General features: G+C 36.6%; 14 protein-coding genes. All 14 read left to right on the top strand.

Going from position 1 to position 15,818, the window contains the following annotated elements; genetic code table 11:
• The first annotated feature begins 84 nt into the window (after positions 1 to 84).
• The 14 genes from ACQUQZ_RS04580 (at position 85) to ACQUQZ_RS04515 (ending at position 15,776) form a co-directional block, all read left to right on the top strand.
• Positions 85 to 963 carry an inositol oxygenase family protein gene (locus ACQUQZ_RS04580; RefSeq protein WP_435353574.1) on the top strand — a complete coding sequence of 293 codons (879 nt, stop codon included), beginning with the start codon at positions 85 to 87 and terminating at the stop codon, positions 961 to 963.
• Between the two features lie 174 nt (positions 964 to 1,137).
• On the top strand, positions 1,138 to 1,506 hold the full coding sequence (locus ACQUQZ_RS04575; RefSeq protein ID WP_435353573.1) for a glyoxalase: 369 nt from the start codon (positions 1,138 to 1,140) through the stop codon (positions 1,504 to 1,506).
• 29 nt (positions 1,507 to 1,535) lie between these two features.
• Positions 1,536 to 2,201 (top strand): 3-keto-disaccharide hydrolase, encoded by a 666-nt coding sequence (locus ACQUQZ_RS04570; RefSeq protein WP_435353572.1) that lies wholly within the window; start codon positions 1,536 to 1,538, stop codon positions 2,199 to 2,201.
• Positions 2,202 to 2,203: 2 nt separating this feature from the next.
• A complete protein-coding gene (locus ACQUQZ_RS04565; protein ID WP_435353571.1) occupies positions 2,204 to 2,638 on the top strand; it encodes a YdeI/OmpD-associated family protein in 435 nt (144 codons plus the stop codon).
• A gap of 171 nt (positions 2,639 to 2,809) precedes the next feature.
• Entirely contained in the window at positions 2,810 to 5,215 is a 2,406-nt protein-coding gene (locus ACQUQZ_RS04560) for a glycoside hydrolase family 95 protein (protein ID WP_435353570.1), read from the top strand.
• A gap of 90 nt (positions 5,216 to 5,305) precedes the next feature.
• Entirely contained in the window at positions 5,306 to 6,007 is a 702-nt protein-coding gene (locus ACQUQZ_RS04555) for a hypothetical protein (RefSeq protein WP_435353569.1), read from the top strand.
• Between the two features lie 114 nt (positions 6,008 to 6,121).
• On the top strand, positions 6,122 to 6,541 hold the full coding sequence (locus ACQUQZ_RS04550; protein ID WP_435353568.1) for an SRPBCC family protein: 420 nt from the start codon (positions 6,122 to 6,124) through the stop codon (positions 6,539 to 6,541).
• Position 6,542: 1 nt separating this feature from the next.
• Positions 6,543 to 6,977, top strand: a complete 435-nt coding sequence (locus tag ACQUQZ_RS04545) for an EVE domain-containing protein (RefSeq protein WP_435353567.1) — start codon at positions 6,543 to 6,545, stop codon at positions 6,975 to 6,977.
• Positions 6,964 to 7,419 (top strand): MarR family winged helix-turn-helix transcriptional regulator, encoded by a 456-nt coding sequence (locus tag ACQUQZ_RS04540; protein ID WP_435353566.1) that lies wholly within the window; start codon positions 6,964 to 6,966, stop codon positions 7,417 to 7,419. The genes ACQUQZ_RS04545 and ACQUQZ_RS04540 overlap by 14 nt, the downstream gene beginning before the upstream one ends.
• A gap of 139 nt (positions 7,420 to 7,558) precedes the next feature.
• Positions 7,559 to 10,081, top strand: a complete 2,523-nt coding sequence (locus ACQUQZ_RS04535) for a DUF3500 domain-containing protein (RefSeq protein WP_435353565.1) — start codon at positions 7,559 to 7,561, stop codon at positions 10,079 to 10,081.
• Positions 10,082 to 10,139: 58 nt separating this feature from the next.
• The gene (locus ACQUQZ_RS04530) at positions 10,140 to 11,615 is read left to right on the top strand and encodes a serine hydrolase domain-containing protein (protein WP_435353564.1); all 1,476 of its coding nucleotides are present in this window, start codon (positions 10,140 to 10,142) and stop codon (positions 11,613 to 11,615) included.
• 624 nt (positions 11,616 to 12,239) lie between these two features.
• Entirely contained in the window at positions 12,240 to 13,388 is a 1,149-nt protein-coding gene (locus ACQUQZ_RS04525) for an alpha-hydroxy acid oxidase (protein ID WP_435353563.1), read from the top strand.
• A 121-nt stretch (positions 13,389 to 13,509) separates the two neighbouring features.
• Entirely contained in the window at positions 13,510 to 14,766 is a 1,257-nt protein-coding gene (locus ACQUQZ_RS04520; RefSeq protein ID WP_435357637.1) for a M20/M25/M40 family metallo-hydrolase, read from the top strand.
• 77 nt (positions 14,767 to 14,843) lie between these two features.
• On the top strand, positions 14,844 to 15,776 hold the full coding sequence (locus ACQUQZ_RS04515) for an alpha/beta hydrolase family protein (protein WP_435353562.1): 933 nt from the start codon (positions 14,844 to 14,846) through the stop codon (positions 15,774 to 15,776).
• Positions 15,777 to 15,818: the final 42 nt, after the last annotated feature.

The following is a 15,818-nucleotide window of genomic DNA, read 5'->3' as shown; positions in this document are numbered from 1 at the left end:
AAAAGTTATAGATTTTATTACTTTATTGCATAGTATTTGATAGTTTCCAAGAAAACATTCGATAATTCAAAAAAATATATCCTAATGAACTTCACCGAAAAAGAAATTTCGCCTTTAGCAAGCATCGAAGAATGGGAAGATGATTTGCTCGAAAGATACCCAGAGCCTAAAAATAGTACAACCAAGAAAACGAAAGAAGAATATCGTAATTACACTGACTCAGCACGTGTAAATACTGTAAGAGAATTTTATCGTTTAAATCATACTTATCAAACTTACGACTTTGTACTGGAGAAAGAAAAAGAATTCTTGAAATTTAACAAACGTGAAATGTCTGTTTGGGATGCCATTGATTTCTTGAATACTTTGGTTGATGATTCTGATCCTGATACAAATCTTGACCAATTCCAACATTTACTTCAAACTTCTGAAGCTATTAGAGCTGACGGGCATCCAGATTGGTTTGTTTTGATGGGCTTTATGCACGATTTAGGCAAAGTTCTTTGCTTATTTGGCGAGCCACAATGGGCGGTTGTAGGTGATACTTTCCCTGTTGGTTGCAAACATTCTGATAAAATCGTTTATCCTGAGTTTTTTGAAGCAAATCCTGATTCAAAAGATGAACGCTATAATACAAAATACGGCGTTTATTCTCCAAATTGTGGACTTGAAAATGTAAAAATGTCATGGGGACACGATGAGTATCTTTACCAAATGATGAAAAATTATTTACCAGAAGAAGCTCTTTATCCCATTCGTTATCACTCATTTTACCCTCAACACCGTGACGACGCATACAGCCATTTGATGTCAAAACATGATTATGAAATGTTCAAATGGGTAGATAAATTCAATCCTTATGATTTGTATTCTAAAGTGCCTGTGCCACCCGATGCCAAAGCACTTCGTCCATATTATGAAGATTTAGTGGCAAAATATTTGCCTGCTACTTTGAAATTTTAATAATTTTATAAAAATAAATTAGTATTAAGTGCTTGATAGTTTAACTTTTTATTTAGTTAAACTATCAAGCACTTTTTCATTTAAAATTAAGCAAACAATCACCTGTATGTTGTTTGAGACTTGTTGCTTATATTTGTTCATCTATTCAATTTTCGGCATTTTATACATAAAAATATGCAACACCAGGCAAAATCAATACGCCCATTTATTGGAGCTACTAATTATGAGGTCTCACGCAACTTTTATCGTGATCTTGGTTTCGAAGAAATCATTATCTCTACTGATATGTCCTACTTCAAAACAGGTGAATTTGGCTTTTATTTGCAAGATGCTTATGTGAAAGATTGGATAGATAATACTATGATTTTTATGGAAGTAGCTGATGTGAAAAAATTTTGGAATGAATTAGTAACTTTAGATCTCAATTCAAAATATGAAAGCGTAAGACTCACACCAATTCGTGTGCTGGATTGGGGCAGCGAATGTTTCTTGCATGACCCTTCGGGGATACTTTGGCATTTTGGAGAGTTTAACAATAATTAGTTTCACAATTTTGGATAACAACAATAGGCATGAATTTCAAAACCCTATCAATATTACTCTTTTTTAGCTTTCCATATTTCACCAATGCTCAATCAAAAATTAAACTTTTTAATCAAAAGGATTTTAGGGGTTGGTATGTTTACGAACCAACATTAGGTAAGCAAAAAGATGCCTCCAAAATCTTTCATGTTGATAAGAAAATGATACGGCTATATGGTGATAAAATTGCCTACCTCATGTCTGAAAAGTCGTTCGGTAATTTTCAATTAACTGTTGAATTCAGATGGAATACCGATTCGACTTTTAGCAGAAAAAGCAACAAAAAAAACAGTGGAATTATGTATCTTATTCCACCCGAAACACCTGATGTTTTATGGCCAAAAGGAATACAATTTCAGATAAAAGAAGCTGCAACTGGAGATTTTGTTTTCCTACAAGACGTTACGTTGAGCATCAATGGCAAAAGAACTGAGCCTGGTAAAAGTGTTACATCAGCACGCTTCACTGATGCCGAAAAGCCTTATGGCGAATGGAATACTGCTGTAATTACCTCATTCAATGGTAAAATTAAGCAAGAATTAAATGGTAAATTAGTCAATGAAGGAATTGACCCCATGATTTCAGAAGGCAGAATATTATTGCAATATGAAGGTTATCCGATTGATTTCCGTAAAATAATAATTAAACAACCATAACGATGAAGTACAAAACTAAAATCTTACAATTTGGCAATAATACGGGTATTGAAGTTACAGAAGAAATACTTGAACAACTTGGCGGCGGTAAAAAGCCTTTGGTAAAAGTAACATTGAATGGCTATACTTATCAAAGTGCGGTTGCCAAGATGGGAGATAAATTTCTGATTAGTCTGAGTTCTGAAAACAGAAAAAATGCCAACGTAAAAGGCGGAGACGAACTTGAAATTACAATTGAATTAGACACTGAACCTCGAACAGTTGCATTGCCTGAAGATTTTGAAAAGGCATTAGATAAAAATAGCTCAGCAAAAGCCGCATTTGAAAAACTCGCACCAAGCAAAAAGAAAGCGATGGTAATTTCTATTCAAGATGCAAAAACAGCAGAAACAAAACAGAAGAGAATTGAAAAAGCAATTGAATCATTGTTATTCTGAAACCTGATTCAATGCTGAAAGAAAACATTTTAATCTTTTCATCTCCTGTGAGACCATGAGGAAATTGAGTGAAAACAGTGTTTGCTATTTATTAAAATACGCCCAAAGTCAAAAGTTGGATTAGTATTAAACTATCCTTTCTTATATTTACCTTAAATTCAATCCCTTTCTATGAATAAAAACAACTTAAAAACCATGTTGTTTGTGCTATTATCGTTTCTTTTGATAAATGAAGGAATGGCTCAATCAACCAACACACTTTGGTACAAACAACCTGCTCAATACTTTGAAGAAACTTTAGTTTTGGGCAATGGTAAACTTGGAGCCACAGTTTTTGGTGGTGTCAATTCTGACAAAATCTACCTCAACGATGCTACACTTTGGACAGGCGAACCTGTAAATGCCAATATGAATCCGCAGGCTTATAAAAACCTTCCTGCAATTCGTGAGGCTCTCAAAAATGAGAATTATAAATTAGCCGACCAACTTAACAAAAAATTGCAAGGTAAATTTTCTGAGTCCTATGCTCCGCTCGGAACAATGTATATCAATCAAGCAAACGTTGATAATTATACAAATTATTACCGTGAATTGAATATTTCAGAAGCAATATCGAAAGTAACTTACGAAGTCAATGGTGTGAAATATACTCGTGAGTATTTTGTTTCACAACCTGACCAAATTATGGTCATCAAACTAACCAGCAGTCAAAAAGGAGCTTTGAGTTTTGATGTAAAATTCAATAGTTTACTTAAATATAAGACCAATACGGCTACCAATATTCTTCAAGTAAATGGCTATGCTCCTTCTCATGCCGAGCCAAGTTATCGAAATAGCAATAATCCAGTGATTTTTGATGAAAACAAAGGAACAAGATTTACAACTTTGGCAAAAATCAAAAATACAGGCGGAACTATTGTAAGCACCGACAGTACTTTAGGCGTAAAAAATGCTACTGAAGCATTGATTTATGTTTCGATTGCGACAAGTTTTAATGGTTTTGACAAAAACCCTGCTACACAAGGGCTTGATAATAAAGCAATTGCAGCGACAAATCTATCAAAGGCATTTGCCAAAACATTTGCCCAAATCAAACAAACACATTTGCTTGATTACCAAAAATTTTTTAAACGTGTGAGCTTGGATTTGGGAAAAACTACCGCACCAAATTTGCCAACCGATGAGCGATTAAGACGCTATGCCAAAGGTGAAGAAGACAAAAACTTAGAAGTTTTGTATTTTCAATATGGTCGTTATTTGTTGATTAGTAGTTCTCGCACACTGGGTGTTCCTGCCAATTTACAAGGAATTTGGAATCCATACATGCGTCCACCGTGGAGCAGTAATTATACGACCAATATCAATGCCGAAGAAAATTATTGGTTGGCTGAAAATACCAATTTGAGTGAAATGCACGCTCCAATGATGCGTTTCATTAAAAATATCGCCACAACTGGTAAAATTACAGCAAAAACATTCTACGGTGTAAACGGTTGGACTGCTGCCCATAATTCAGATATTTGGGCAATGAGTAATCCTGTTGGAGCATTTGGTGAAGGCGACCCTTCGTGGGCTAACTGGAACATGGCAGGTGCATGGCTTAGTACGCACCTTTGGGAGCATTATGTGTTTACACAAGATAAAAGTTTCTTGAAAAATGAAGCCTACGATATTATGCATGGAGCAGCACAATTTTGCTTGGAATGGTTGGTAGAAGATAAAAATGGCAAGCTAATTACCTCTCCATCAACTTCTCCCGAAAATATTTATATCGCTTCCGATGGCTACAAAGGTGCAACGATGTATGGTGGAAGTGCCGATTTGGCCATGATTCGTGAATGTTTTGATAAAACTATCAAGGCTTCAAAAATATTAAATATTGATGCCGATTTCAGAGCAAAATTAGAGGCTGCTTATGCAAAACTTTATCCTTATCAAGTTGGAAAAAAAGGTAATTTACAAGAATGGTACTACGATTGGGAAGATGCCGAACCAAAACACCGCCACCAATCGCATTTGTTTGGGCTTTTCCCTGGAAATCATATTACGCCATTGAAAACACCTACATTGGCCGATGCTTGTAGAAAGACACTCGAAATAAAAGGCGATGAAACAACAGGCTGGAGCAAAGGTTGGAGAATTAACCTTTGGGCAAGACTTTGGGACGGCAATCACGCCTATAAAATGTACCGTGAATTGTTACACTACGTTGAGCCAGATGGTGTAAAAACAAACTATGCTCGTGGTGGTGGCACTTACCCAAATCTTTTTGATGCTCACCCGCCTTTTCAAATTGATGGGAATTTTGGTGGAGCAGCAGCCGTTGCTGAAATGTTGGTGCAGTCAGATGTGAATGAGATAAGATTACTTCCTGCTCTACCCGATGTTTGGGAAAGTGGCTCAGTCAAAGGTATTTGTGCCAGAGGAGGATTTGAAGTTTCATTAGATTGGAGCAATAAAGCACTCAAAAAACTAACAATTTCTTCAAAAAAAGGTGGAAAAACTACTTTGATTTATGGCAATAAGACAAAAACTGTTTCTCTGACTGCTGGGCAGAAGATGGAGATTGTTTGGTAACAATCAAATAATTATTCCCGCATTTATACTTTTTTTTGGTGTATTTGCGGGAATAATTTTAAGTACATCCACTAAAATTAACAGAATATTATGGGACTTGATAGTGTAGATTTGCTAGTAAAAATTGAAAAAACATTCGATATATCAATTTCAGACCCTGAAGCTGAAGAAATAGAAACGGTAGGAGATTTTCATAATACGGTGTGGGGGAAACTTGACCATAGAAATAGAGAAAAGTGCATTTCTCAATCACTTTTTTATAAAATTCGCCAATATGTCATTGACAATTTCAAATTTCAGAAGAAAGATTTTGCTCTTACTACTAATCTAAACGATGTTTTTCCAATAGATAATCGAAAGGAATTCTATCTAAAGTTTTCTCAAAACCTTAAATTAGATGTTCCGAATCTTAGTCTAAATAACTCTTGGAACAAATTTTTAGAATATTTTGGCTTTACAACAATCCTCGGTGGACTTCTGATTTCAATAATATTGATTCTGTTCTTCGATTACACAAAATGGAGTCTTGTAATCCCTATTTTTGGAATCATCCTAACAATTGCTATTTCAAAAATACTTGAGCCATTAAGAACGACAATTACCCCTTCGTTGGTTAGAGATTTTATACCCAAAATAGTATCCCTAAACTACTCGACATTATCTCAAAATGCGGGTATAAGTAGAATTGAAATGGAATCCATTATGAATCATCTAATTGCTGATACGGCTGGGCTTGAATTAAATTTAATTACGTCTGAGAAAAAAATCTGCCATGACTTAGGCATTGATTAATCATCACTCAAATTTCTTTGTTTAAATATTTTTTTCAAAAATTATTTTTATTTTATAAGTACACTTATTTTATTTGTACATAAAATAAATTTACTTATAATAAATTCCAAAATCATGTGGACAAAATCGCATACAATCGTAACAAAAGAGGCAACTAAAGAACAAATGTGGAAGTTATTTTCTGATGTAAACAACTGGCATAAATGGGACAAAGGCATTGATTATGCTAAAATGGAAGGAAAGTTTGAGCAAGGAAACGCTTTTGAACTAAAACCAAAGGGAAATGGCAAAGTAAAAATCGAATTATACGAAACCATCGAAAACCAAAAATTTATTGACCTTACCAAATTTCCCTTAGCAAAAATGTATGGCGAACATACTTTTGAAGAAACACCCGAAGGGCTAAAAATCACAACAAAAATGTCGGTTGAAGGTATTTTAGGTTTTTTATGGAGAAAAATTGTTGCCGAAGATATCGTTAATGGCTTACCGCAAGAAATGGTTGAACAAGTAAAATACGCAAGCAAATTATAAGATGGAAAATCAAAAATATTGGATAGCAGTTGTCTCAAAAGAGCATACGATGCGTGGCGTTACTGGCGGTTTTATGCAAGTTTGTCATGGAAAAGAAGCTCCACTGAAACGCATAAAATCGAATGATTGGCTCATTGTTTATTCGCCAAAATTGGCAATGGAGAGTGACACAAAATGTCAGGCATTTACGGCCATTGGACAAGCAAAAGATGAAGATATTTATCAATTTCAAATGACTCCGAGCTTTAATCCTTTCCGAAAAGACATAAAGTTTTATAAATGCCAAGAAACTTCTATCTTGCCATTGATTAATGACCTCGAATTTATTCAAGATAAGAAAAAATGGGGCTTCCCTTTTCGCTTTGGTTTCTTTGAAATAAAGGAGAAGGATTTTAATTTAATCGTTTCAAAAATGAAACCCGATGAAAGCAACTGAGAAAACATTTAGTGTAGAAACCCCCGAAGAAAGTTCGGGATTTTTGCTTTGGCAAGTAACCAATCTTTGGCAAAGAGAAATAAAAAAAGCTCTCGAAGTTTATGATTTGACACATTCTCAATTTGTATTGCTTGCCAGTACTTTGTGGTTGATGCAACACAACGAAAGCATCACACAAATTGTACTTTCAAACCACACAAAAATTGACCCGATGACTACCTCAACCGTGCTTCGAACTTTACAGAAAAAAGGCTTATTACAAAGACAAGAACATTCGACTGACACAAGAGCAAAAACCGTTGAATTAACTCCTGCTGGCGTAGAAATGGCTAAACTCGCCGTAAAAACTGTCGAAACTTTTGACCATGATTTTTTTCAAGTTTTGAGCAATGACACAAAAGCATTCAATGAAAAACTCAACTTGCTTTTAATCAAAAAATAGAAACATATAACTTATTCATCCTTTTCTGCTGTTGATTGCTACTAAAATCATTTTGGTAAAAATTTGTCAAAATACAAAAAACTCTCTTACATTTGAAAAGCGATTATCCATCTAATTCAATCGCTTAAACCCTCAAAACATGAAAAAACTGCTGCTAACGCTCTTCCTGTGCGTTTTTGGGGCTGTTAATGCCTTTTCACAAGCCAATCAAACACTTATTGCATCTGCCAATTCCTTTCTCAATACGCTCAATGCTGAGGAAGTAAAGAAGACAGTGTATGATTTCAACGACCCGCTTCGCTTCAAATGGACTAACTTGCCTGTGGGCTTGGTACCTCGACCAGGCATTGCTTATGGCTCACTTACTGACCAAAGTCGTTTGGCATTTCATCGGGTACTTTCAGCTATGCTTAGCTCGCAAGGGTATTTGAAAACCACCAGTATCATGGCTTTGGACGATATTTTGAATATACTTTATCAAACGATGTTTGACGAAAAAAAAATAGACCAAAGAATGCTAACCCAAATGCAAAACCTCAAATGGGCTTATGGCAATTATTATATTTCTATTTGGGGAAAACCTGATGCAAAAACTCCTTGGGGACTTAATTTTGGTGGACACCACATGGCATTAAGCCTTACTTCTGATGGCAAAAATATTTCTATGTCGCCCTACTTTATTGGTACTGACCCTTCGGAGGTAAAGTTTGGAAAATATGCAGGATTAAGGGTTTTGAGCAAAGAAGAAGATTATGGTTTTTTACTCATCAATACTTTTACTGATGCTCAAAAATCTGTAGCTGTTCTTAAACAAACGGTGCCTCAAGATATTATCACTTCGCCACAGGCCAATCAACGGATTACAAGTTATTATGGTATTTCAGCTCAGCAATTTGATGAAACTCAAAAGGCGATTTTCAAAATGCTGATTCAAGAATATACCCATAATTTTGAACACGAAAAAGCCCATCAATTATTTGATAAAATCATGCAATCGGGCATCGAGAAAGTATATTTTGCTTGGGTTGGTAGCCTCGAAAATAACAAACCTCATTACTACATCATTAATGGCCCAGATTTTTTGATTGAATATGACAACGTAGGTTTTCAGAATGATGGTAACCATATTCACGCCATTTTGCGTGAAAAAGGCAATGATTTTGGCGAAGATATTTTAAAACAACATTATTTAGAGAACAAACATGGAGCCAATAATGAGATAAAAATTAACTTCAAACTAAAAATACCAGAAATAGCTAAGCCTGATTCTATTGCTATTTTTTGGGCTATTTTACCATTAAAGCAAGGCGAAACTTATAACAGTGCTTTAAAAGACCCTGTTTATATGCAAAAACCTGAGGCTGAGGGGTTTTATCAATTAACAATGTCACTTCCTGACTCGGCTATCGGTAAAACACTGCTTTATCGTTATCAATCAGCCAATAATAGAGACATCTTACATAGATTTACGCTCGACAAAAATCAATCACAAATAATTGACCAATGGGGTTATTTAGATGGTATAGAAGGCAAGGTAAAACCAGCACAGCCCATACCAGTATTTCAAACCAACAGTCCAGAAGAAGCAAGAGAATTAGCAAAACCTTATGTAGGAATTACCACCGATGGAAAGGTTGTAAAAGATTTATTTCCACTAAAAAAGACAGGTGTAAGCACCAAACCCATCCAAAATGCGGTAACAGCCTTTCTTAATGCTCTCAGTAAGGAGCAAAGAGACAAATGTACCTTTCCTATTGCCTCTAATGAGTGGAGAAAATGGCATAATATAGAATTATACGACAGAACAGGCGTAGGTTTAGAAGAATTGAATAAAGCACAAAAAGCCCTTGCTTTTGGTATTCTGGAAGCTGGTTTGAGTGCCAAAGGTTTAAAAAAATCGAAAGATGTGATGAGTATGGAAGCTTATTTAGCCATATTAGCTCCTGATAATAAAAAATTAGGAGGTGAAAAATATTGGTTTACATTCATGGGGAAACCTTCAGATACGGAGCCTTGGGGTTGGCAAATTGATGGACATCATTTGATAATCAACTATTTTGTATTGGGCGACCAAGTGGTAATGACACCCACATTCATGGGTTCTGAGCCAACTTATATCAAATCAGGTGCAAACAAAGGTCTTCGTACCTATGAAATCGAAGAGAAAAAAGGAGCAAGTTTTTATGCTTCTCTTGAGTTGCACCAAAAGGAAAAAGCAACTTTATGGCATAAAAAAGAATATGATTTCAATCGTACCGAAGCCTTTAGAGACAATGAAATTGTTGCTACCACAGGCATTTCAGCAAAAGAATTGACAAATGAGCAACAAAATGCTTTGCTCGATTTAATCGCTGAATATGTAGGCAATATAGAGGATGGTCATGCCAAAGTAAAAATGGAAGAAGTAAAAGCTCATTTGAACGAAACCAATTTTACATGGGTACAAAGTGAAAACCCTGATAGTCCTTTTTATTACCGTATCCATAGTCCTGTTATTTTAATTGAATTTGACCATCAAATACCTGTTTCAGTTTGGGATAGGTCGAAACCACGCCCTGGCCCTGTAAAAGCACATATTCACACCGTTGTCCGAACACCCAATGGTAATGATTATGGAAAAGATTTATTGAGAGAACATCTGGAAAAAGAGCATACGCATTAATTCTATCAAAAGTGTATTAAACAAGTTGTTCCTATTTTTAGACCTAAAACTCACTAAAATGAAGCGATTAATTGCCCTTGTTTTCTTTTTAAATTTCCTGAATACCACCGCTCAAGATTCACGAAGCAAAATGATTGCACGAGGTGCTGAACTTGAGTTAAAAACAGCAATCTATAAAGCACCTCCTGGTGATGCACTTTCACACCATACATCGGGCTTTGCCAAAATTATGTGTTCAGCAGTTTTTATCACAGGTCTGAAGCCAGATTTTGCCGCCGAAAATGTAGGCTATTTTACAAGTCCTTATGCAGAACGTGCCAAAGTAGGCAAACCTGTGATTGATTATGACAAAAAAACTGTTTCGATTACTCTTCCTAATGGTGTTACTCGTACCGCTATTTATACGGGCGACCAAGGTTGTATAACTTTACCCGAAGGTCGCACTTCACTTTATTATAAACCCATAAAAGTTCCTCGAAATTTACCTAATGCTGCCACAACTCCGTGGCCCATGGGCGATGTATTGCCAAATACTCCAATACCTTCTGAAATTGATAAGGTAAAGGTTGAGCAAGCAGTCAATGCCGCTTTTGAAACTTCGGAAGCTCAAACAGCAGCTTTTGTGGTTACTTACAAAGGTAGAATCATTGGTGAACGTTACGGCGAGGGCATCACTAAAGATACGCCCTTAGAAAGTTGGTCAATGGGCAAAAGCCTTTCGGCTACAATTTTAGGTATTCTTATTCGTCAAGGTGTTTATACTTTAGAACAACCTGCACCTATTCCTCAATGGCAAAGCAAAGGCGATGCACGGGCAAAAATCAGAATCATGGATATTATGCACATGTCCAGTGGCTTGTATTGTAGAGCTCCTCAAGACCCTGACTTTGACCCTGCTTTGGGATACCCTGACCATTTATATTTATATACGGATGCTGGAAATTCATTCGAGTATGCAGCCAATTTACCTCAACAATGGCTACCAAATACTGTTGGCCGTTACAGAAACTCAGACCCAGTTCTGACAAATTACCTTAATCGCTTAGGAATAGAAAAGTTGAAAAGAAATTATCATACTTTTCCTCAACAAGCCTTATTTGATAAAATTGGTGTTCGCACAATGATTATGGAAACAGACCCTTCTGGTAACTTTTTGACACAAGGCTACGAGTTTGCTTCTGGAAGAGATTGGACTCGGTTGGGTAATTTGTATTTACAAGATGGCGTTTGGAATGGTGAACGAATTTTACCTGAAGGCTTCACTAAGTTTGTTAGTACACTTGCCGAACCTTGGGTGGCCGACGGACGTCCTATCTATGGAGGTTTGTTTTGGATAAATGGAGATGCAGCTCGTCCCATTCCCAAAGATGCTTATATGATGCTGGGTGCAGGTGGGCAATCAGTAACGATTATTCCCTCACATGATTTGGTAGTAGTTCGCCTTGGACATTATAAAGGTTCAAAAGCAGGTGATATTGCCTTAAACAAAGCCTATTCTTTGTTAATGGAAGCTATTCCTGAGAAAAAGAAATGAAGAAGTAAGTAGAATGACGAATTTAGATTGACGAATAACAAATTTGGCATAACGAATTTAAAACGCTGACTATCAGCCACTTGGTTATTATAATTTTGTTCTTATATTTACAAAACATCTTTAATACATTGTCAATTAAATTGATACAATTTTTTGTGGTCGTGTCTCTCCCATCGGAGAGGGAAAGGAAGGGTGAGGTTTCGCAAGGGTCTCGCAATTTGTAGCAAGGTTTCGGAATGTTCAGCAAGGCTCCTGCACTTTGCAGCAAGCTTGCGGAGCATTCAGCAAGGCTCCTGCACTATTGCAGCAAGCTTGCGGAGCATTCAGCAAGGCTCCTGCACTTTGCAGCAAGCTTGCGGAGCATTCAGCAAGGTTCCTGCACTTTGCAGCAAGCTTGCTGAATGTTCCGAAAGTGTCTTATCTATCAATGAATAGTTTCTATAAGTTTTTTATCTCTTCTCCTGTGGGAGAGGGAATAAAAATTATATTTATTTTAAGCACAGGTTGTAGAACAACTTTCTATTTGTTCCCTTCGACACACAGAACAATTTACAAAATGTTCTACAACCAACTCTTAGAAAAAGTGTACCAACTTAGTTTACAATGTATTTAAGCATTCAAAAAATGGAACAAACAAGGCGAAATTTACTTAAATCAATCACTGCTTTGGCAGGTGGTACGATGCTACCCTTGGAAGGACAAAGCCAAGTAACCACCGACCCAATTGATTCAAAGAAAGGTGACCCTATCGATTTATCAGAAATCGTAAATCTGTTTGACTTTGAAAAAATGGCTGAGGGGAAAATGACCAAAATGGCCTACGAATATGTAGCCAGTGGAGCGGCCGATGAGTTTACGGTCAGATGGAACAGACAAGCCTTAGATACCATTAAACTCAATCCAACGGTGCTTACTGATGTGACCAAACTCGACACGAGCGTTTCACTTTTTGGACATACCTCACCTTCTCCGATTCTTATTGCTCCTACTGCTTTTCATAAAATCATGCACCCCGAAGGAGAACTTGCCACTGCTCGTGGTGCAAGTGCCGCTTCGACTATCTATGTAGTGAGTTCGTTTACAACCACTCCTATTGAAGAAATTGCCAAAGTGGCTACACAACCACTCTGGTTTCAATTATATGTGAGAGATGATAGAGCTTTTACCAAAGATGTTGTTCAAAAAGCTGAATCACAAGGCTGTCGTGCCCTTTGTGTGACGGTTGATACGCCAGTTTCAGGGGCTCGTAATCGGCAACAAAGGGTAAAATTCAAATTGCCAGAGAATGTCAATGCACCCTATATGGTAAGTTTAGGCCCACAGAAAACACCACTTACATGGAAAGACATCGAATGGCTAAAATCATTTGCTAAAATACCTGTTTTAGTGAAAGGTGTTTTAAATCCTGATGATGCCGAAAGAGCAATTCAGTCAGGTGTGTCAGGAATCATCGTTTCCAACCATAGTGGAAGAAACTTAGATACTGTGCCAGCTACTATTGAAGCACTTCCTCGCATTGCCGCCAAAGTAAATAAAAGAGTACCAATATTAATGGACGGTGGCATCCGAAGAGGAACGGATGTTCTAAAAGCCATTGCTTTAGGAGCAAACGCTGTTTTAGTAGGCAAACCCATCTGTTTTGGATTAGCTTGTGGAGGAGCAGAAGGTGTAGCAAAAGTATTGTCAATACTCAAATATGAATTTGAATTGGCAATGGCTTTAACAGGCAAAGCATCCATTGCAAGTATCGACTCATCAGTGATATGGAAATGATTAAATAAATCAACATTAAAAATCAAATTAGCAAACCTTAAAACCGAGTATGAAAAAAAATACAATTACCAGTAGCTTACTTTTATTTTTTATTGGCAATCTCTTCATTTCAACGCTTGTAATGGCACAGGAAGAAGATGCAGGGAAAAGTGGCAAAGTTGAACCTCAATACATCAAAGATATTGAACAATTAGCCAAAAATAAGCAAATACAAGTAGCTTTTCAATCAATTTTAGCACAAAACAAACGAAATCGTGATGAGCTAATTATGCTTACTGAGATTCCAGCCCCTCCTTTTATGGAAGAAAAACGAGCTGCTCGCTTCGCTACAATGCTTAAAGAGGCTGGAGCTGATTCGGTATGGATTGATAAAGTAGGAAATGTCATTGCTTTGAGAAAAGGTAAAAAAGGCAAAGGTCGTGTAGGATTTGATGCTCATTTAGACACCGTGTTTCCATTAGAAACAAATGTAAAAGTAAAAATAAAAGGCGATACACTATTTGCTCCAGGTGTTGGCGATGATACACGGGCTTTAGTAATGGTAGCTTCTGTTTTGCGAGCAATGGAAGAAGCAAAAATAGAAACACAATCAGATATTTTATTCATTGGCTCTGTAGGTGAGGAAGGTCTGGGCGATTTACGAGGAGTAAAGCATCTTTTCAGCGACCAAAGTCCTCGCTTAGATTCATGGATTTCGATAGATGGTGGCGATATAGGAAGAATAAGTACGATGGGACTGGGTTCTTACCGTTATCGCATTACATTCAAAGGGCCGGGCGGACATTCTTGGGGAGCATTTGGCTTAGCCAACCCACAACACGCTTTGGGTTCAGCCATTCATTATTTTACTAAATCGGCTGATAAATATACCAGAAGTGGAGCTCGCACCAGCTATAATGTAGGAAGAATTGGGGGCGGTACTTCGGTCAACTCTATTGCTTTTGAATCTTGGATGGAAGTGGATATGCGTTCAGAATTTCCAGGAAACCTCAACAAGGTTGATTCTATCTTAAAAGCTTCTGTTCAACAGGCATTGCAAGAACACAATGCCATGAAAAGAATGGGGCCAGCCCTTACCGTTGACATTGTAAAAATTGGAGACCGCCCATCAGGTGAGTTAGATGAAAATCTTCCTCTAATCCAACGCACAATGGCAACCGCCAGTTATTTTGGCGTTTCTCCAAATGTTTCAAGGGGTTCTACTAATTCAAATATTCCTATTTCAAGAGGAATTCCTGCTGTTACCATAGGTCGAGGAGGTAAGTCGGGGAATGCTCATGCCCTCAGTGAATGGTGGTACGATGATAAAGAAAGCTACAAAGCGATTCAGTTTGCATTACTAACATTAGTTTCAGAAGCAGGAATTGTAAATCCTTGATGATTATAAAAACCCTTAATAAATTATAAAAAGCCCCAAAAATGCTAATTAATTGATTGGTAATCAATATATTATACATGAAAAAGAACATTGTTTTGCTATTACTATTTATTGGAAATTTGACATTTGCCCAACGTCCAAATTTTCTAAAAAAAGACAGTATTCGTTCATCTTTAGATAAGAATATACAAGTTTTTTATTACGATAAATCTACTGCTTCTAAACCAAAGCCTTTGGTGGTTGAATTACATTCTTGGAGTAATACGGTTGATTCTCAGAAAGATATACTTGCTGAACAAGCCCATACTAAAAACTGGAATTATATTTTGCCAAATTTCAGAGGCGTAAACAATCATTTAAAAGCCTGTTGTAGTGAATTTGTCATTAGTGATATTGACGAAGCCATTGATTGGGCTTTGAAAAACCTTAATGTTGATAAAAAGAATATTTATGTGGTAGGCAATAGTGGAGGTGGCTACGCAACAATGGCCATGTATATGAAATCTCGGCATAATATTCGGGCATTTTCGGCATGGTCGTCTATTTCAGATTTAGCAACTTGGTATGAAGAATCGGTAGAAAGAAAAAATAAATATGCTGTCGAAATCATTCAATGTACAAGTGCAAACGGCATATTTGATGACCAAAAAGCAAGAGACCGTTCGCCTTTATTTTGGGAAACCCCTATCAAAAAACGTAGAAACAGCATTTTGCAAATTTATGCGGGTATTCATGACGGATATACAGGTTCAGTACCAATTTCTCAGTCTATTAAATTTTACAATAAACTTTTGATTGATTATGAAGAAGAAGATAATGCTCGCTATGTCTCGGCCGAAGATGCTACAACAATGCTCAAAACTCAGACTTTTCCTGCGAAAAAACCAGTAAAAACCATTGATAATCGAGTAATTCTTTATCAAAAAAAATCTAAAAATATTACACTAACCATTTTTGAAGGAACCCATGAAATATTAGGAAAAGTAGTTTTAGATTTGATTGGCGATTGATGTAAATATTTCCTAATTTGGTACAAATATTTACACTTACGC

It is taken from the genome of Emticicia sp. SJ17W-69 (assembly GCF_051209875.1).
Taxonomy (GTDB): Bacteria; Bacteroidota; Bacteroidia; order Cytophagales; family Spirosomataceae; genus Emticicia.
This window is presented reverse-complemented; position numbering and strand designations above follow the sequence as displayed.

Excerpts from the sequence above, each read along its gene's own strand:
- ACQUQZ_RS04580 (WP_435353574.1), top strand. The coding sequence starts at position 85 with ATGAACTTCACCGAAAAAGAAATTTCGCCTTTAGCAAGCATCGAAGAA.
- ACQUQZ_RS04575 (WP_435353573.1), top strand. The coding sequence starts at position 1,138 with ATGCAACACCAGGCAAAATCAATACGCCCATTTATTGGAGCTACTAAT.
- ACQUQZ_RS04570 (WP_435353572.1), top strand. The coding sequence starts at position 1,536 with ATGAATTTCAAAACCCTATCAATATTACTCTTTTTTAGCTTTCCATAT.
- ACQUQZ_RS04565 (WP_435353571.1), top strand. The coding sequence starts at position 2,204 with ATGAAGTACAAAACTAAAATCTTACAATTTGGCAATAATACGGGTATT.
- ACQUQZ_RS04560 (WP_435353570.1), top strand. The coding sequence starts at position 2,810 with ATGAATAAAAACAACTTAAAAACCATGTTGTTTGTGCTATTATCGTTT.
- ACQUQZ_RS04555 (WP_435353569.1), top strand. The coding sequence starts at position 5,306 with ATGGGACTTGATAGTGTAGATTTGCTAGTAAAAATTGAAAAAACATTC.
- ACQUQZ_RS04550 (WP_435353568.1), top strand. The coding sequence starts at position 6,122 with ATGTGGACAAAATCGCATACAATCGTAACAAAAGAGGCAACTAAAGAA.
- ACQUQZ_RS04545 (WP_435353567.1), top strand. The coding sequence starts at position 6,543 with ATGGAAAATCAAAAATATTGGATAGCAGTTGTCTCAAAAGAGCATACG.
- ACQUQZ_RS04540 (WP_435353566.1), top strand. The coding sequence starts at position 6,964 with ATGAAAGCAACTGAGAAAACATTTAGTGTAGAAACCCCCGAAGAAAGT.
- ACQUQZ_RS04535 (WP_435353565.1), top strand. The coding sequence starts at position 7,559 with ATGAAAAAACTGCTGCTAACGCTCTTCCTGTGCGTTTTTGGGGCTGTT.
- ACQUQZ_RS04530 (WP_435353564.1), top strand. The coding sequence starts at position 10,140 with ATGAAGCGATTAATTGCCCTTGTTTTCTTTTTAAATTTCCTGAATACC.
- ACQUQZ_RS04525 (WP_435353563.1), top strand. The coding sequence starts at position 12,240 with ATGGAACAAACAAGGCGAAATTTACTTAAATCAATCACTGCTTTGGCA.
- ACQUQZ_RS04520 (WP_435357637.1), top strand. The coding sequence starts at position 13,510 with ATGGCACAGGAAGAAGATGCAGGGAAAAGTGGCAAAGTTGAACCTCAA.
- ACQUQZ_RS04515 (WP_435353562.1), top strand. The coding sequence starts at position 14,844 with ATGAAAAAGAACATTGTTTTGCTATTACTATTTATTGGAAATTTGACA.